This is a genomic window from Candidatus Eremiobacterota bacterium (assembly GCA_031082125.1).
GTDB lineage: Bacteria > Vulcanimicrobiota > CADAWZ01 > CADAWZ01 > Ess09-12 > Ess09-12.
The window spans coordinates 21260-38229 of sequence record JAVHLM010000013.1 but is presented as its reverse complement, the minus strand read 5'-3'; the positions used below and the strand labels follow the sequence as shown (position 1 = coordinate 38229).

Sequence of the window (16970 nt, the reverse complement as noted above, 5' to 3'; positions counted from 1 at the left end):
GGAAAAGAGCCCGGGGCCGCCTGGATTCACGCAAAGGGAAGAAGCCGTGATTCCCCGAATTTTACAAAGATAATCACCTATAAGGAGGAATACTCATGCACAGAAACCTCGGGATATTGCTGGTCCTCGCAATGGTAATCTTCATATCGCAGGCGGCACTGGCGGAAGACATTTACGATGCCATCGTGAGCGGAAATGCCGACTCGGTGAAGGCGATGCTTGACAAGAATCCCGGCCTTGTGAAACAGGCGGAATCAAAGCTGGGCCTTACCCCCCTTCACGTAGCCGTCATGTGCGGCAACAAGGACATAGTGAAGCTTCTCATCGCCAAAAAGGCTGACGTGAACGCCCAGGCGAAATCCGGGAACACGGCCCTTCACTTTGCAGCGGCACTGGGCTTCGATGAGATCATAAAGCTCCTCATCGCGGCAAAAGGCGATGTGAACAAGGAAAATGCCCATGCGTGGACTCCCCTTCAGTATGCGCTTGCCTTCAGGCATGCCGATACGGCTAACCTACTCATGAAGCACAAGGCGAAAATCGGCGATGAGAAACTGGTCTGGGAAGATCCCGCCACCAAGGCCTCAAACTTTAAAAAGACCATCTCGTGGGAAAAGAAAAAGTGGGACGTTTCTCTTACCGACGGTAAACTTGAGATCTCCCAGGGCAAGACAAGGGAGGTCATTGACAACGGGGTGAACTATTTTGCAGCGGCAGGAACTGGAGCAGGTCCGGTAGTCGTCTACAAGGTAGGGAACGACATTTATTATTATCACAAGGATGACAAGGGCAACTCCCGGAAAGCCGTGGAAGGGAAAGGCGACGTCATAGCCATTTCCATCAGGGGCCACAAGAACGGCTCGTATATCTTTGTAGCCAAGCCTGACCTCACGCTCCGCGAATTCTGGGTTGACTCCCGCGGAGGCGTGGAAAAGGCAAGGATCAGCTTCAAGTTCAAGAAAGGGAGCTGAAAGGACTGGTGAGCGATGAGAAAGAGGATCTTTTTCCTGCCATTCCTGGCGGGTGCCCTTTTGCTCCTTTTTACCCTGAGCCCATTGAAGGCTGCCATGGCTCAGTCCCCTTCTCCCCTGCCTGGCGACGGCGCGCCATCGCGGGACAGCGCCGAGCTCATTCTGCTCTTCAAGGCAGATCAGGCCGAGAGGGAGAACTTTACAAAGATGAGCGCCCGGGAGCTGCTCACCATGAGGGTAAGGGACAGGAAAAGGCGGGAGAGGGTCCTGGAGCTGATGCAGAGCGGCGCCCTCTCCACTGCCATGGATTATTACTGCGCCGCCATGATTTACCAGCATGGCGAAAAGCCCGACGACTTCCTTGTCGCTCATATTCTCTCGACAATATCGGCCTTCAATGGCTACGGGCCGGCCCGGTGGCTTTCCGCCGCTTCGCTGGACCGCTACCTCCGCTCAAGAGAGAATCCCCAGGTCTTTTTTACCCAGTATTCTGTCGACGGTAAAGGATCATGGTCGCTCGAGCCTCACTGCACCCTTGTGCCGGAAAAAGTGCAGAAGGAATTCGGCGTTCCCTCTCTCGAGGAAACCATGAAGTTTCTTGAGGAAAGAAACAAGGAGCAGGTGAAATAGCCGCTCCTGGCTCCGGATAAGGAGGGCATCATGAAAAAGGCTTCATTGCTCACGTTCTGCCTGGTGCTTGTGTGCTTTCTGGCTGCCGGCCCGGCGGGCTTTACCAAGGCCGCTGCCTTCGCGAAAGAGGAAAAAAAGCCCCCTGAAGTGCTCTTTGACGATTCCCTCATTCACCTCAAGGATGCCTCAGAGATAAGCACCGACGCGCAGTTTATCACCCTCCTGGACCGCTGCGGCCTCAACAGCGGCATCAAGGCCCCGGCCAGGATGAGGGCCTTTCTCACGTCGCTTCCCGTGGCGAAGATGAGCATAGGGGTGGGATATCTTTACTCCATAAGGAGAAATACTTTCCTCTGGAGCACCGGCGAATGCTTCCTGACGGGATACCGCGAGCAGGTGCTGCAGAAAATGCTTTCACTCCTCAAAGGCCTGGGCTTCAGGGAGTCGGGCAAAAACTCGGTGAGTGCTGATGCCATGACCTTCACCGGCGAGGAAAACGGCATTGATCACACCGTGGCCATTACAAGGCCCGCAGAGAGTTTTTCAGGGGGGGCGACGCTCTCTATGATAAAGATCCTGTGGAAAACAGCAGACTCCAACACCTCCACCATGCCCACCCTCTCGCGCCTTATCACTCTTTACCCCTTCTTCAAGGATCGCCGCATCGAGGACTCTGTCTATGCCGAGGTGGGGCCGATGGAGGTGGAGATGGTCACCATGGGCGGATCATCGGAGAAAGGCTTTGACTGGGACGTGACAGTGAATCCCCCTGCGAAAGCCAAGGCCGGGGCCATGGCGGCCCAGATGAGGGCTATGGTGGAAAAACTGGGCTATTCCTTAGTAGGCACGGCACAGAATGCCGAAGTCTTCTCCAGGAAGAGCACCGGCTCCACGGCCTATGTCACGAAGATAACGGGAACAGAGAAGGTGAATGTGCGCTTTGTCCCTGAAAAGAAACAATAAAACAAGGAGGCGCCATGCTGCCCGAAGCGCTATTAAATGATGAGTATGTCGGATTCCCCTTCAAGAGGCTCCTGGAGTACCTCCTGAGAAAAAGGAAAGAAGGATTCCCCATAATTGGATATTATTGCTATTACGCACCTCTCGAGCTGATATGGGCTCTCAAGGCAATACCGACAGTCCTGTGCACTTCTTCCAACAAGCCTATAAGCGCCGCGGAAGCAATGCTCCCCCCCTCTGTCTGCCCCCTCATCAAGTCCAATTACGGCTCAATAATTACCGACTCCTGCCCCCTCTATGGCCTGAGCGAGGCGGTAATTGCCGAGACCACCTGTGACGGAAAGAAAAAGATGTACGAGCTCATCGGAGAGAGAAAGCCAATGTTTATCCTCGAGCTTACCCAGAAGCCCGATGACGAGGAAGCCTTCGACCACTGGCTGCTTCAGGTCAAAAAAATGGCCGCTTTCCTGGAAGAGACATTCAAGCGACCCATCAGTGCGGAGGCTCTCGAGGAGGCCATCAAGGAGGCCAACAAGAGGAGAAAGCTCATCGTAAAGATATTTGAGTTTGCCCGCCACAATCCCCCCTATATACAGCTCGCGGAGATAAACGAATTTCTGCCCATGGTCTCCAGCGCCTGTGGAGACGAGGCCCTTGCATTTCTTGAGACAATGATCGAGAAGCTCACGCTGCGCATGGAAAAAGGCACACCTGCCGCGGACAGGAAAGCCCCGAGGGTCATGCTGACGGGGTGCCCTATCGCGGGAGACAGCGAAAAAATCATCAGGGTGCTGGAACAGGCTGGCGCCGCCGTGGTGATGCAGGAGTCATGCAGCGGGATCAAGCCCCAGCTCCAGCTCGTGAACGAGGATACCGGTGATCCCCTCACTGCAATAGCACGCCGTTACTTCGAGCTTCCCTGCTCGGTGATGACCCCAAACAGGAGGAGGCTGGCCGTCATTGACAGGCTCATCGGCGAGTACCGGCCTGACGCCGTCGTGGATGTCATCCTCTCGGGATGCCATACCTATAACATAGAGTCACACCTCGTCAGGGAGCACATTGTGAAAGCCCATAGCCTTCCTTTCCTCAAGGTGGAGACAGATTACGCCCCCGAGGGCATGGAGCAGCTTCGCACCAGGGTGGAAGCCCTGCTCGAGATGGTCCAGAAAGCGCCTGTATAATGGAATTTCTGAGGCTTTTCTTTTTTGTCCGCGATCCCACCAATGACTGGGTGGCTGACGGGAAGCTCACCCCGTGCTTTGACGGTGACAGCCATACCCTTATGAGCGTCAGGCTCGGTGAGCCATTGGAAAAGCTCTCCATGTTCGGGCCCTCTGAGAATTCCATTGAGGCCAAGAAGGGCGAGCTGCGCTATTACTCCAGGGGAATCATCATAGATTTTGACGATGGCCTCACGAACACCTATATATTCATATGGGATAACTGCTATTTCGAGCCTAAATTCAAGCCATTCAAAGGGAAATTCCTGCTCAAGGGCAAACCGGTGCCCCTCCTGCCGGGGATAAGGGAGAACAAGGTCGTTGCAGCCTTTGGTGAGCCATACTGGCGCGAGCTCTGTGATGAAGAGGCAACCCTGTATTATGAGTTCGGCGATATTGAATGGCAGGTTGACTTCAACAGCAGGGGCACTCTCTGCTCTGTCATAGTCACCACACCACCGCTGCTGGCTGATGAGACGGCCCGTGAGCGGGCGGGCTGCGGCCTGCCCTGGCCACCGCCACAGCCCCGGGTATGAAAGTCTGTGCGGCCCATAATAGGAGTTGCACACCGCCGGGGAGAAATACCAGGGGAGGTCCCCCTCACCATCCTGAGGTGGCAGGCAAGGCTGCAGAATTACCTTTACCACCGTTGAGGAAACCATGGAAGACATTGTTCAGGCCTCGGGGCTCTGGGGTTACAAGGGGCTCTCGGAACAGGAAGTGGCTGAAAAGCTGAAAGAGGGCAGGGCAAACCGCGCCGAGCCTCCCCACAGCCAGTCTTACAAAGAAATCATAGCCCGCAACGTGCTTACGGGGTTCAATTTTGTCATGCTCCTCATCGGCGCCATGCTCATGGCCTTCGGCCTCCATACCGATGCCCTTATGAGCGTGGCACTGATATTCCTCAATGTGGTCATCGGCCTTGTCCAGGAGATCCAGGCCAAGAGAAAGCTTGATGAGATCGCCCTCCTCACCCGGCCGAAAGTGACAATTCTCCGCGACGGGAGGGAGGAGACGCTGGATCCCTCGTCGGTGGTACAGGATGACGAAATCGTTTTCAGGCCTGGTGATCAGATGGTAGTTGACGGCAAGGTGCTCCGCGAGGAGAACCTGAGGGTTGACGAGTCGCTCATCACCGGCGAATCAGACCCGGTGCCCCGGAAGGAGGGTGACACAGTCCTCTCCGGGAGCTTCTGCATAAGCGGCATGGCCGTCATAGAAACAGAGAAGGTGGGCATGGAAAGCCTCATGAACAGGCTTGCCACGGGCGCCAAGTCATACAGGCAGGTACTGACGCCCCTCCAGCAGGACGTAAATCTCGTGATACGCATTCTTATGGGCACGGCCCTCATGATAGGGTTCCTGAAGGCCGTTTCAGCCCTTCTGAACGGGAGCCCCCTGGTGCAGAGCGTTCAATCTGCAGCGGTGATAGCAGGAATTGTGCCCATCGGGCTCTTTATGGCCGTCATCGTTGCCTATTCGCTGGGCGCCGTGAGAATAGCCGGGAAGGGCGCCCTCGTGCAGCAGAGCAACGCCGTTGAATCTCTGAGCCATGTCGATGTGCTCTGCATGGACAAGACAGGGACCATTACGGCAAACCGTATAAAGCTCGAGCGGATCAACCCCCTGGAAGGAAGCCTTGATGAGGTGAAAAGCCTTCTGGGCTCCTTCGCCTCATCGATGACCCTTGCAAACGCCACGGCCGAAGCGATCAAGGGAGCCCTGGGAGGCATGGTAAAACCCCTCGACAGGGAAGTCCCCTTCTCGTCAGAATGGAAATGGAGCGCCATGGCGCTCCAGGAAGCGCCAGGCACCGTTTATGTCCTCGGTGCCTGGGAGGCTCTGCAGGGCAATGTCACAAAGGGCAGGGATGCCATAGAGCCGCTGGTGAAAGAGGCGGCTACCATGGGAATGCGCGTTCTTCTCTTCTGTGAGGCACGCTCATCCGATCCCCTCTTCGACAAGGATGAGAACCCCCTGCTCCCCCCTTCCCTGGCTCCCCGGGCCCTCGCTTTCTTCTCCGACGAACTGCGCAAAGGCGCCAGGGAAACGCTGGAAAAACTGGCCAAGGCAAAAATCAAGCTCAAGATCATCTCGGGCGACAGCCCCGAGACGGTGCTGGCCCTTGCCCGCCAGGCAGGCCTCCAGGGCGAGGTGCGCCTGGTATACGGCCCTGACATTGAGGCCATGTCCCCTCCCGAGCGGTCTCACGCCGCAAAGGAAGGCGTGATCTTCGGAAGGGTGACGCCCCAGCAGAAGGAAATGCTCATTGACGCCCTGAAAGAAAGAGGATTTTACGTGGCCATGATAGGCGACGGCGTGAACGACGTGCTTGCCCTCAAGAAGGCCAACCTCGGGATAGCCCTCCAGAGCGGCACCGGCGCCGCCCGCTCGGTCTCGGACATTGTGCTTCTCAATGACTCCTTCGAGGCCATCCCCCATGCCCTCATAGAAGGGAGGCGAATCGTGAACGGTATGAGAAGCATTCTCTCCCTCTATATGACCCGCTCGCTTTACGTCGCCCTTATCATTATAGCGGCGGAATTCGTCGGTGCCGGGTTCCCCTATGCCCCCAAGCAGGCAGCCCTTCTCTCAATACTCACCGTGGGTATCCCCTCCTTCTGCTTTGCCCTCTGGGCGCGCCCCGAGTTCCCCCGCAAGAGGCTCCTCTACTCGATTCTCCACTACGTGCTCCCTGCGACCTTTTCCATCGTGGTCTTCGGTCTCATCGTGTACACCCTCTATTTCTACCTTGTGCACATGAAGATATTTGCCGTGGGTATCATGGAGGAGCAGATCATGGCTTACATGCAGTGGGCGGGAATGAAGTACAGGGTCTCAAATGAAGATGCCATTTACGAGATGGCCAGGGCCGTTGCCCAGATCGTGCTCACCCATTTCACCATTCTGTCGGGCCTCCTGCTTGTGGTCTTTGCCGAGCCTCCCCACCCTCTCTTCACCGGAGGAAACCCGCTTTCCAGCGACAAAAAGCCCGCATATCTCGTCCTGGCAATCTTTGTCCTCTATGTCGCCTCCCTTGCCTTCAGGCAGCTCCACCTGCCCCTTGAGGTGCTGAGGCTCTCCCCCCTTGACTATCTGCTTATTGCGCTCCTTACCGTTTTCTGGGCATTGATGCTGAGGGGAGCCTGGAGAAGGAGGCTTCTGGAGCGTTTTCTGCAGATGGATTTTGACAAGGCCGCCGCATCGTGAATATACGCTCTTTCCGCCAGGATTCCCATGAGTTATCCACTTATCCACAAAAATTGTGGATAAGTCACCTGCCCATGGTACCATAAAAAGAAAAAATGTCACCTTCCAGCTTATCGCTTTCAGCAAGAAAATGGATGAGTCCCGTAGAATATACTCACAGAGCTGAATTGACGATGGAAGGACAGGCCGATGAAAACCACCGTGGGCGGGAGCGTAATAGAGCTCGCAATGGGTGATATCACAGGGGAAGAAGTGGAAGCGATCGTGAATGCCGCAAACAGCGGCCTCCGCGGCGGCGGCGGAGTGGACGGCGCCATCCACCGTGCAGGCGGCCCCGCCATCATGGAGGAATGCCGCAGAATAGGCCATTGCCCGCCGGGAGAGGCCGTCATCACCACCGGCGGGAGATTGAAGGCCTCTTCTGTCATACACACCGTGGGGCCCATATGGCAGGGAGGGGCGGCCGGTGAGGCCGTAACCCTCGCGTCGTGCTACCGCGAAAGCCTCTCTCTTGCCAAGGAAAAAGGTATCACTTCCCTCGCATTTCCCTCGATCAGCACCGGCGCATATGGATACCCCGTGAGATCGGCTGCAGCAGTTGCCCTTGCCGCTGTTCGAGACTTCTTGAGGGAGCACCAGCAGATAAGGCTGGTCCGCTTCGTTCTTTTTGACTCCACCACGCTGGAAGCCTACCAGAATGCCATGAAAGAACTGGCGGGAGACTGAAAGCCTCTTCACTATCACACAAATATCAAAGAAAGGACAGCTCACCGTGGAAACAGACGTCGAGAAAAAAAATGACACCCCCTCACCAGAACCTGAAAAAGCCCAGAATGAGGAACTGGAAAAAAAGAGGCGTGACGCCCAGCTCCTCTCCACCATGGGGGCGCAGCTCCAGAACCAGAAAAGGTTCAACGAGGCCCTGGATTATTACAGCCGCAGCAAAACTGCCTTCGAGCGGCTGGATGACAAGGAAGGCATGGCCGCTCAGCTCCGCAGCATGGCACACCTCAAGGAGCTTCTGAATGAGTACGGACCGTCACTTGAGCTATACGGTGAAAGCAAAAAGCTCTTCAAGGAAAAAGGAAACCGCGAGGAGTATGCAGAGATTGCTGACAGGATAGGGAAAATACTTTACAAGGAAAAGAAATTTGAAGATGCCGTGAAGGAATACCTCGAGGCCATAGACTTCGGCTGCAGGAGCGGCGACATATTCAACAATCTCGGCTTCGTGGAGATATCACTGAAGCTGTTTGATGAAGCCGCCGGGCACCTTGAGACGGCAAGAGACATCCGCACAGAGGAGAAGAGCGAGTTCATCGATATTACCTACAATAACCTTGGCGCCATGGCCTACCTCACGCGAAGCTATGAAAAGGCGAGGGAGTTTTTTCAGAAGGCACTGGAGCTCAACCAGCGAAAGCCGAAGGACGACAGGACCATCCAGTACATTGTCTTTCCCAACGAAAAGCACAAGAAAGATGATGAGCACTCCTTCGAAGTCTATAACGATGTGCTCACCAGGGCCGCTGTGCACCTGAACCTTGCCTCGACGGCCGTGCAGCTTGCTGACAGGGAAGGGGCCATGGCGGCGGCGGAAAAAGCCCAGACCCTCGATCCTGACATGCCCTACCTCAACCTTCCCCTTGCATGGGTGTTCCTGGCCCTCGATGAGAAAGAGAAGGCCATCACCCACTTCAAAAAGGTCCTTGCCTTTTACCCTGGAAGCGCTCCCCTCAGGGAGCTCGTTGAGAAAATCAATCCCTATGCCTTCACCAAGGTGGGCAGAAACGAGGAATGCCCCTGCGGAAGCGGCAAGAAGTTCAAGAAATGCCACGGAAAGTGGAGCTGAGAAGCTCCTCAGGGCGGCGTCTCATGAAATATCACTTCCAGTCCGAGCCTTTCGCCAAGCTGCGACACTTCGTCGCAGTTTTTCTTATACCTGAATATGCCGCATGAGAGCTCCACGCTGATAAAAGGCTTGAAAAAAGGGATGCTGAAAGGGAAATCAAGGTAAAGGGGATACTCGTGGCACTCACGGGGGCGCGCAGCCTCTTCGTGGATGGCACAGAGGTTTCCCTTGAGGTGAGGGCAGCCATTCACAAGATAGCATGTGCCGAAAAAAAGAAACCTTCTGTCCACCAGATACGGCCCCTCAGGTTTCCTGTCCCACCGGTACCGCACCCTCCTGAGGTCTGGAAAGGCCCTGAGGTCGCTTATTGAGGGATTGAGCCTCCCCGTGCAGCAGTTGTCACCGCATATGGGGCAGTAGCGGGCACACATGACCTCTCTCAGGGATTCAAGGGCACCCTGGTGATTTTTCCACAGCAGCTTTACCAGATCGGGAAGCACTTTCAATGAACCTGCTTTATGTCAATGGCAGGAATGGCATATTCCTCTTCAAGCCAGTCACCGCTGTTCTCCAGGAGGATCTGGGCAATTCTCCTGAATTCCTCTCCGTCGAAAATTTCCACAGGCATGAGATCTTCGCCGAGGTCCTTGTAGCTGATGCGGATTCTGAGCTTCCCCTCTTTGGGGAGCACCGGGAGGAAGAGCTGAAAGCCCGAGTGCTCGCTCTTCACCTCTTTTCCGTTCACAGGGCGGGCCGTGCGGCTGTCAAGGGTGACGGCGTCGCCCCAGCGGTCTGCATCATCAAGGGAGATCCTGTTCTGCCCGGCGGTGTCATTACCGTCGCCCAGGTCGAGTGATGCGATGACTTCGCCCTTGTCGTTCAGAACTTTCACCAAATCGATGAGGGCGTGAGTCTTTCCAGGCGCCATAAGAAATCTGAAGCGGACCTCCTGACCGGCAGACCCTTCTGCGCCATAGGCTCCATGGCTCAGAAAGGAGAGAAGTGCACAGATTGCCAAAAAAATTGACCGCATTTTTTTCATCGTTCCTCACCTCACCTCTCCTACCTCTGCAGCATCAGAAATATTCCCTCATCATTCCCAGGGCTTGAACAGGTTGGTCACAGGGAGCCTCCTGTCCTTCCCGAAGGCTTTTTCCGATATCTTGATGCCGGGAGGCGCTTGCCTTCTCTTGTATTCATTCCTGTCAACAAGCCTTACGACAGACTTCACCAGGGCGCTTTCGAAACCCAGATGCACCATCTCCTCAATACTCATCTCCTTCTCAATGTAATGGTGGAGCACATGGTCGAGGAGCTCATAGGGAGGGAGGGAGTCGGTGTCCTTCTGGTTCGGGCGGAGCTCTGCCGTAGGAGCCTTCGTGATGGACCGCCGTGGAATTATCTCTCTCTCGCCGTTGATAAATTCAGACAGCGCATAGACCTGGGTCTTGTAGACATCCTTCAGGACCGAGAAGCCGCCCGCCGTATCGCCGTAAAGGGTGCAGTAACCGCAGGCGATCTCAGACTTGTTCCCCGTCGTGAGGACAAGCCACCCGAACTTGTTTGAAAGCGCCATCAGAAGAGTTCCCCTCACACGGGCCTGCACGTTCTCCTCGGTAATGTTCTCCTTGAGATCCTTGAAAACAGGAGAAAGCACCTCCTTGAAGGCGCTGAAGGGCTCTTCAATAGGTATCTCTATGAGCCTTATTCCCAGGTTCCCTGCCAGTTCAACACCATCTTTACGGCTCTCCTGCGAAGTGTATGGTGACGGCATGGAGACTCCCACCACGTTGCCAGAACCCAGGGCCGCCACGGCGAGAGAGGCTGTCAGGGCGGAGTCAATCCCCCCGCTCAGGCCAAGCACCACCGTTGAAAAGCCGTTTTTCCTCACATAATCCCTTATTCCCAGGACAAGGGATCGGTACATTTCCTCCACCTCACCGGGAGGCTCTGTGATCCGCGCTTCGCAGGGAGGCTTATTTTCAGGCGCCACCATATTGAGGGACGCATGGACGCACTGCTGTCCCGTGCCGCGAAGCTCAAGCTTCGCCTTCCTGCGGCGGGGATCGATAAGCCTGTCCCTGAAGGCTTCTGAAATATCGATGTCACAGAAAAGAAGATCCTCCTGGTGTGAACAGGCCCGCGAGAGAAGCTCGCCTGTAGGGGAGAACACCAGTGACTGACCGTCAAATATGAGCTCATCCTGGCCACCCACGGCATTCACATAGGCAAGAAAGAAGGAGCCGTCAAAAGCCCTTGTGCCGAGGATCCGCTCACGGATCTTCCATTTCCCGCAGTAAAAAGGAGAGGCATTGATGCTTAAGATGAGCTGGGCATCTCCCAGGAGGGCCTGCACCTGGGCAGGGCCGCCGGAATACCATATATCTTCGCATACGACAATTCCAAAGGTTACGTCGCCAAGCCTGAAAACCTTGTACTCGGTGCCTGACTGAAAGTAGCGGTTTTCATCAAAGACTCCGTAGTTCGGCAGGAAAAACTTGTGCACCACTCCCGCACAGGCACCATCATGGAGGCAGGCTGCCGCGTTATAGATATCCTCTCCGGCATCCACAAAGCCTACTATCGCCGTAATGCCGGAAGTCTCTGCCGTAATCCTGCTGATGCACTCAAGGTTGCGGCTTATGAATTCCTTTTTGAGGAGCAGATCTTCGGGGGGATAACCGCATACCGTGAGCTCAGGAAAGATAACAATATCAGCGGCGTTCTCCCTGGCACGCCGTATGTTCTCGATGATTTTCACAGTGTTCCCGTCGAGATCTCCGACGGTCGCATTCATCTGCGCAAGCGCAATTCTTATTTTCTGCATATGACACCTCGGAAAACAGGGGACAGACTCTCCCATCAACCTTTTCCCGAACGGTTACAAAAGAGTCTGTCCGCATTATAACTTCTTTAATACAAGGCCCTGATCAGAGGTGTACTGCGGGAAGCCGTCGGTCATCTCCACTACCTCATGGGCCCTCTCTCCCGCGGTGCACCACACCGTATAGAAATCGGGGACCGTCGTATAGGTATAGGAATAGTCTATCTTTGTGCTCGGGCACTTGGGGAGGGCTTTTACATACTCCGGCAGCAGCAGCGTTGTCGTGGGAGGATACCTGCCCTTTGCGTCAGTGGAGTATGTCTCACAGGCCGTGGCCACGTTTTTCAGGTTGTTCTCACAGCTTGAGAGGAGGCCCTGGGCCCTCACTCTTATAAAAGCCGGGAGCATGATAGCTGCAAGCACTCCTATGATTGCAATGACTATCATAAGCTCTATCAGTGTGAATCCTGCCCTTTTTCTCCTCATGACAGTACCCCCATACTATTATAGCAGAATTTCCCCGGTCTTATCAATGTTTCCCAACAGGTGAATTCATCCAGTATATTGAATATTCCTTCATGGCTCCGCTGTTATGATAATCAATCTTCAGCGGGAGAGCATCAAGTTCCAGAGCAGGTGCCATGGCGATGAAAAAACCTGATGATGAAGACGATCTGGCGGCAAAAAGGTATTTTGACAAGATGCAGGGTGATGAGAATGCCGATGTGCCGGAGAGGCCATCCAGCATTTCTCCTGAGGAATATCTGAAGAGGGAAAAAGAAGAAAAAGAAAAGCTTCACGATGAAGAGCTCAGGATGAAGAAATCCCTTGAGATAATGAAGGCCAGCTTCTTTTCCATCAGCATCGGCATCATCTGCATGGCCACCTCCTTCACCGGCATATTCTGGATATTGCCCTATCTCTGCCTGGGAATACTGAATCCCGTGGTCCGTCTGGCCATTTTCATCTTCTTCCTGCTCATCGGCATCGCAGGTCTTGTGCTTATAATCCAAGGCCTCATCAAGCTTTTCAGCACAAAAAGCAAGGTTGACGGCACCGGTGAATTCTGACCATATCTGCTGAATATCCCTGGGATTCCCGCTCCGCTCCCCCTTCCCTTCAGGGGAGGGAGGCAACAACGGAAGATGTCCCCTGAGGGAAGAGAGGCTCAAAGATGAAGGATAATCGCTGCAAGAAGATACTCATCGTTGAAGATGAGAAAGTCACCGCCAGGGTCGAAGCAGATATATTGGAAAGAAACAATTATGAGGTGACAACTGTCTGTTCCGGTGAAGATGCTCTTGAGGCAATAAAAACCGATCCCTCTATCGACCTTGTGATCATGGACATCAATCTGGGCGAAGGGATCGACGGCACCGAGGCCGCAAAGCATATCCTGGAAGTGCGAAGGCTTCCCATCGTGTTCCTCACTTCCCATGCCGAGCGCGAGATAGTGGAGAAAGTCCACGGCATCACCCGCTACGGCTATGTGCTCAAGGATTACGGTGCCTTTGTGCTCCAGTCTTCGATAGAGATGGCCTTTGAGCTCTTTGAGGCTCACATGCAACTGGAGAAGAAGAATGAAGAACTCATCGAGACTTACCGGAAACGCCAGGAAAGCGAGGTGCGTTACCACTCTCTTTTTCAAAACATGCTGGATGGATTTGCTTACTGCAGAATGCTTTTTGATGACCATGACCGCCCGGTGGATTTTGTGTATCTCGATGTCAACCAGGCATTTGATCAATTGACCGGCTTGAAGGATGTGATAGGTAAGCGCGTCACAGAAGTGATCCCCGGGATCAGAGAACTGAACCCGGAGTTGTTTGAGATCTACGGCAGAGTCGCATCAAAGGGCAGTTCCGAGAAGTTCGAGATCGATTTCAAGCCCCTGGCCATGTGCCTGTCTGTTTCTGTTCACAGCAATGAGAAGGGATATTTTGTAGCGACTTTTGAAAACATCACGGAGCGCAGGCAGGCGGAAGAGAAGATCAAATCACTTCTTGCCGAAAAAGAACTGCTCCTGCGAGAGGTTCATCACCGCGTCAAGAACAACATGAACGTTATCATGAGCCTCCTCTCTCTGCAGTCGCAGGCACTCAAGGATCAATCAGCCGTTTCCTCCCTTGAGGATGCGAGAAGCCGTGTCCAGAGCATGATGGTTCTCTATGACAAGCTTTACCGGTCATCTGATTTCAGAAAGATATCCACCAGGGAATACCTCTCCGCCTTGATTGATGAAATTGTAGGCATATTTCCCGCCAGGAGATTCTTGACAATTGAAAAGCACATTGACGACCTCGTCCTCGACTCAGAGATCCTGTCTCCCCTCGGCATGATTATCAATGAGCTCCTGACAAACGCAATGAAACATTCCTTTCCCGGCAGAGACAAGGGAATAATCACTGTTTCCCTCTCGAAAAAGGACAATGAGGGGACACTCATCATTGAGGACAACGGCATAGGTGTTTCAGAAACAATCGATATTGCAGCACCAGAAGGTTTCGGGCTGCAGCTTGTCGGCATGCTGGCAGAGCAGCTCGGTGGAACCATAAGGCTTGAGCGGCAGAAGGGGGCAAAGTTCATCGTGGAGTTTAAAGCATGAAGAAGCGAGATCTTCGCTTATTTTGAAGCTGCTCCCGGGCTCTCCTGCTGTGGAATTATTCCCCGGCTTATTGCATGAATCTTTTGCAGCCTCTCTGGGCCAAAGAAGCCCTGAGTGATTTTATGAAATGTAGTGTCAAAAACCCGAGAAGCCAGCTGCTCAGCCATCCGCATTGCAGATACTGAGCTGTCTGGACAAATGGGGCGCAGTACAATCGACATATCAGGATCATTTATGCAGTTAACGTGCAACTGCCATCATTGTAACCAAAGCAAGTTCTATTACGCACATTGATGGACATTGCGTGATATCGTTACCTTTTCCCGCAAACACTTTTGTAATCATGGTGATCGCCTCCTTTCTTCATCTTCTGAGCATATTATAACAAAGTAGTATGAAAAGACAGTGAATGGAGTATGAAGATAAGGTGAAGAGGAGGTCAATGAGCCACTATTCCTTAGCTCCTCCCGCAGAGCAGAACTTGTCAATAGTTTCGGGACAAATTCCAGTCATGGGTCAAGATGGGGACATTCTCCCCTGGCTTTTTCCAGAATAGCATGTAATATAGATTTCTGCCCTGTAGGGGTGTATCCAAATCTTGCCAAGATTTCTGAAAAAGTGGGTCAATTTGGATTGTTTCGGACCATCTGGGAGGAAAAACAAAAGGCCACTTTACCTCATGGTGACGGGCCTTCCTGATGGCTGCGGGGATATATTTCCCCCCGATGTGAAAATCCCCGAAGAATGGAGGGTTCTTCGGGGACGATCAGTGGAGTAAATAGGAGGGAGATTGTACCTTTCCATGGCAAGGTAAATCTACTCTTATTTACACAATCATTATAGGATACATTTGTTCAAAAAGTCAAGGGTTTTGCATGCAGACTTTTTCTGGGGGTCAGAAGCCTTATTTCATGGGATTTTCTCTCTTCCGGGTATTTTTCCCCTATTTCTTCTTTTCCAGCTTATAGGTGATCTCCGTCTCTTTGCCTGCCGCCACAGTCGCCATCATCACCTTGTCCTTGAAACCTTTCTTTTTCAGGGTAATCTTGTAAGTGCCGGGAGCAAGATCGCTCAATGTTCCCGGAGCGGTGACAGTTCCTTCCCGCCCTTCAATCCTGGCTTCCACTTCTTCAGGGGTGCCGGTAATCTTTAAGGAGGAAGGCTTGGTCAACGCAATGAGGGGCATGATCGTTGGCTTGTCATCCTCGACGATCACTGATTCGTCTTTCCATGTGCTATAGCCTTCCTTTTCAGCACGCAATGTATACCGCTCAGCCTTCAGATCGGTTATCACAAAGCTTGTCCCCGGGATTGGAGGCGTGGTGCCTTTAAGCTCGTTTTCCAGGTAAATCTTCACCTCGCCGGGATCAGTGGAGAGGATGACTGTCTTTCCCTTCATCTGTTTCCATGGAATATTGGCCAGCTCAAGAGGCCGGTCCTTGGGCATGGCAATCTTGTCCCATATAAGCTCATGAAAGCCTTCGCGGCTCACCTTGAGGGAGTGGGTCCCCGGCTTGACCTTGTCCACCTCGTAACGCCCGTCGGAGCGGAGGACCGGCTCAACCTTCTTCCCGTCCAGCTCTACATCTGGCTTCTCCTCGGAGTCAAGGATGATCTTGCCGCTCTTGAGGAGGCTCAATCTCACGGGGCCCACGGTGGTGGAAAGGTCGGGATAGACCTCCACTTCCTTCATGCTCCAGCTCTCGTAGCCATCGGCAAAGATATCCAGCCGGTATTTCCCGGGATCGAGGGAGTCAGTGATGACGATATTCTTTGCATTCACCGTGGTGCCGACCTTCTTCCTGTCAACAAACACGCTGACAGCAACGGGAGACACATCTATCTCCATGGGCTTCCATATCCTCTGCTTGAGCGTCAAGGGATCAAGCTCAAGGCAGTCATCCTTGGCCATCTGGATATCATCCTTTTTCCAGCTCTCCAAGTCCTTTTTCTCGACCCTGAGAGAGTGCTTTCCCTCAGGAACTCCTGTCACCTGGAGGCTGCCGTCGTCAAGCTTCACGACCTTCACTTCGGCACCGTCAATATAAAGCTTTACGTCGGCAGGCTCAATCTTCACGGTGATAGAGCCTGAAGGGTACTTTTCCAGCTTCACGCTCCCCAGAAGGGTGGCCGTCTTTTCCGACACCACCACGTCTTTCATGGTGAGGGGCTTATGGCCTTTATTCCTGAAGGCAAGGGTGTGCTTGCCTGCTTCAAGCCCCGTGATCCCGAGCTGGCCGTCTTTCCTTGTGACAGGCACCACTTTCTGCTCATCGACCGTCACTTCTGTTCCCGGCGGCGAGAGGGTGAACACGATGGTAAGCTTCTTCGGATCGGCCCCCTTCTGCTGGAGATAAAGAATATAGCCCACGGCGACAAGGACAAGGATCACCAGGACGGCAGCGCCAATTATGGGGAGAGGGCTCTTCGTCTTGAGCGTATCGATCTTTACTTTTTTTTCAGGGCCTTGCGGAGCTTCCTCGAGGGACTTTTTCAGATCCGCCTTCAGCTCATCGTCAAGGTCTGCCTCTGACTGCTCTTCCTTTGCTTCCTCTTTGAAGTTGTCGCCTTCTTGGAATTCCTTTACAAAATCCTCCTCCTCCGGGGTTTCCTGGTCTTCCCGGGGCTCTCCAGAGCCGGGGATGAGGTTTCCGTGTTCATCTATGAGGTTTCCATCTTCATCGTAGGGCATATC

The 16970-nt window shown here is 53.7% G+C and carries 15 protein-coding genes; 10 read left to right on the top strand and 5 right to left on the bottom strand.

Annotated elements, in window-relative coordinates:
- The first annotated feature begins 95 nt into the window (after positions 1–95).
- The 8 genes from RDV48_15365 to RDV48_15330 all read left to right on the top strand — a co-directional run bounded on the left by RDV48_15365 (position 96) and on the right by RDV48_15330 (position 8846).
- A complete protein-coding gene (locus RDV48_15365) occupies positions 96–971 on the top strand; it encodes an ankyrin repeat domain-containing protein (GenBank protein ID MDQ7824180.1) in 876 nt (291 codons plus the stop codon).
- Positions 972–986: 15 nt separating this feature from the next.
- Positions 987–1601, top strand: coding sequence for a hypothetical protein (locus tag RDV48_15360; GenBank protein ID MDQ7824179.1), 615 nt, complete (start codon positions 987–989; stop codon positions 1599–1601).
- Positions 1602–1631: 30 nt separating this feature from the next.
- A complete protein-coding gene (locus RDV48_15355; GenBank protein MDQ7824178.1) occupies positions 1632–2564 on the top strand; it encodes a hypothetical protein in 933 nt (310 codons plus the stop codon).
- A gap of 14 nt (positions 2565–2578) precedes the next feature.
- Positions 2579–3745, top strand: a complete 1167-nt coding sequence (locus RDV48_15350; GenBank protein MDQ7824177.1) for a double-cubane-cluster-containing anaerobic reductase — start codon at positions 2579–2581, stop codon at positions 3743–3745.
- Positions 3745–4320 carry a hypothetical protein gene (locus RDV48_15345; GenBank protein MDQ7824176.1) on the top strand — a complete coding sequence of 192 codons (576 nt, stop codon included), beginning with the start codon at positions 3745–3747 and terminating at the stop codon, positions 4318–4320. Before RDV48_15350 ends, RDV48_15345 begins: the two co-directional genes overlap by 1 nt.
- A 124-nt stretch (positions 4321–4444) precedes the next feature.
- Complete coding sequence (locus tag RDV48_15340) at positions 4445–6994, top strand: HAD-IC family P-type ATPase (GenBank protein MDQ7824175.1); 2550 nt, start codon at positions 4445–4447, stop codon at positions 6992–6994.
- A 189-nt stretch (positions 6995–7183) separates the two neighbouring features.
- Complete coding sequence (locus RDV48_15335; GenBank protein MDQ7824174.1) at positions 7184–7720, top strand: O-acetyl-ADP-ribose deacetylase; 537 nt, start codon at positions 7184–7186, stop codon at positions 7718–7720.
- 46 nt (positions 7721–7766) lie between these two features.
- A complete protein-coding gene (locus RDV48_15330) occupies positions 7767–8846 on the top strand; it encodes a tetratricopeptide repeat protein (protein MDQ7824173.1) in 1080 nt (359 codons plus the stop codon).
- Positions 8847–8854: 8 nt separating this feature from the next.
- On the opposite strand, the gene RDV48_15325 is transcribed toward RDV48_15330, so the two are convergent.
- The 4 genes from RDV48_15325 to RDV48_15310 all read right to left on the bottom strand — a co-directional run bounded on the left by RDV48_15325 (position 8855) and on the right by RDV48_15310 (position 12156).
- Positions 8855–9352, bottom strand: coding sequence for a hypothetical protein (locus RDV48_15325; protein MDQ7824172.1), 498 nt, complete (start codon positions 9350–9352; stop codon positions 8855–8857).
- Complete coding sequence (locus tag RDV48_15320) at positions 9349–9888, bottom strand: hypothetical protein (protein ID MDQ7824171.1); 540 nt, start codon at positions 9886–9888, stop codon at positions 9349–9351. Before RDV48_15320 ends, RDV48_15325 begins: the two co-directional genes overlap by 4 nt.
- 51 nt (positions 9889–9939) lie before the next feature.
- Entirely contained in the window at positions 9940–11673 is a 1734-nt protein-coding gene (locus RDV48_15315; protein MDQ7824170.1) for an NAD+ synthase, read from the bottom strand.
- A gap of 75 nt (positions 11674–11748) precedes the next feature.
- Positions 11749–12156 (bottom strand): type II secretion system protein, encoded by a 408-nt coding sequence (locus tag RDV48_15310; GenBank protein MDQ7824169.1) that lies wholly within the window; start codon positions 12154–12156, stop codon positions 11749–11751.
- Positions 12157–12317: 161 nt separating this feature from the next.
- Between RDV48_15310 and RDV48_15305 the strand changes: the two genes are divergently transcribed.
- Entirely contained in the window at positions 12318–12740 is a 423-nt protein-coding gene (locus RDV48_15305) for a hypothetical protein (protein ID MDQ7824168.1), read from the top strand.
- A 104-nt stretch (positions 12741–12844) separates the two neighbouring features.
- A complete protein-coding gene (locus RDV48_15300; protein MDQ7824167.1) occupies positions 12845–14275 on the top strand; it encodes a histidine kinase dimerization/phosphoacceptor domain -containing protein in 1431 nt (476 codons plus the stop codon).
- A 943-nt stretch (positions 14276–15218) separates the two neighbouring features.
- On the opposite strand, the gene RDV48_15295 is transcribed toward RDV48_15300, so the two are convergent.
- Positions 15219–16967, bottom strand: a complete 1749-nt coding sequence (locus tag RDV48_15295) for a PEGA domain-containing protein (GenBank protein ID MDQ7824166.1) — start codon at positions 16965–16967, stop codon at positions 15219–15221.
- Between the last annotated feature and the right edge of the window lie 3 nt (positions 16968–16970).

Excerpts from the sequence above, each read along its gene's own strand:
- RDV48_15365 (MDQ7824180.1), top strand. The coding sequence starts at position 96 with ATGCACAGAAACCTCGGGATATTGCTGGTCCTCGCAATGGTAATCTTC.
- RDV48_15360 (MDQ7824179.1), top strand. The coding sequence starts at position 987 with ATGAGAAAGAGGATCTTTTTCCTGCCATTCCTGGCGGGTGCCCTTTTG.
- RDV48_15355 (MDQ7824178.1), top strand. The coding sequence starts at position 1,632 with ATGAAAAAGGCTTCATTGCTCACGTTCTGCCTGGTGCTTGTGTGCTTT.
- RDV48_15350 (MDQ7824177.1), top strand. The coding sequence starts at position 2,579 with ATGCTGCCCGAAGCGCTATTAAATGATGAGTATGTCGGATTCCCCTTC.
- RDV48_15345 (MDQ7824176.1), top strand. The coding sequence starts at position 3,745 with ATGGAATTTCTGAGGCTTTTCTTTTTTGTCCGCGATCCCACCAATGAC.
- RDV48_15340 (MDQ7824175.1), top strand. The coding sequence starts at position 4,445 with ATGGAAGACATTGTTCAGGCCTCGGGGCTCTGGGGTTACAAGGGGCTC.
- RDV48_15335 (MDQ7824174.1), top strand. The coding sequence starts at position 7,184 with ATGAAAACCACCGTGGGCGGGAGCGTAATAGAGCTCGCAATGGGTGAT.
- RDV48_15320 (MDQ7824171.1), bottom strand. The coding sequence starts at position 9,888 with ATGAAAAAAATGCGGTCAATTTTTTTGGCAATCTGTGCACTTCTCTCC.
- RDV48_15315 (MDQ7824170.1), bottom strand. The coding sequence starts at position 11,673 with ATGCAGAAAATAAGAATTGCGCTTGCGCAGATGAATGCGACCGTCGGA.
- RDV48_15310 (MDQ7824169.1), bottom strand. The coding sequence starts at position 12,156 with ATGAGGAGAAAAAGGGCAGGATTCACACTGATAGAGCTTATGATAGTC.
- RDV48_15305 (MDQ7824168.1), top strand. The coding sequence starts at position 12,318 with ATGAAAAAACCTGATGATGAAGACGATCTGGCGGCAAAAAGGTATTTT.
- RDV48_15300 (MDQ7824167.1), top strand. The coding sequence starts at position 12,845 with ATGAAGGATAATCGCTGCAAGAAGATACTCATCGTTGAAGATGAGAAA.
- RDV48_15295 (MDQ7824166.1), bottom strand. The coding sequence starts at position 16,967 with ATGCCCTACGATGAAGATGGAAACCTCATAGATGAACACGGAAACCTC.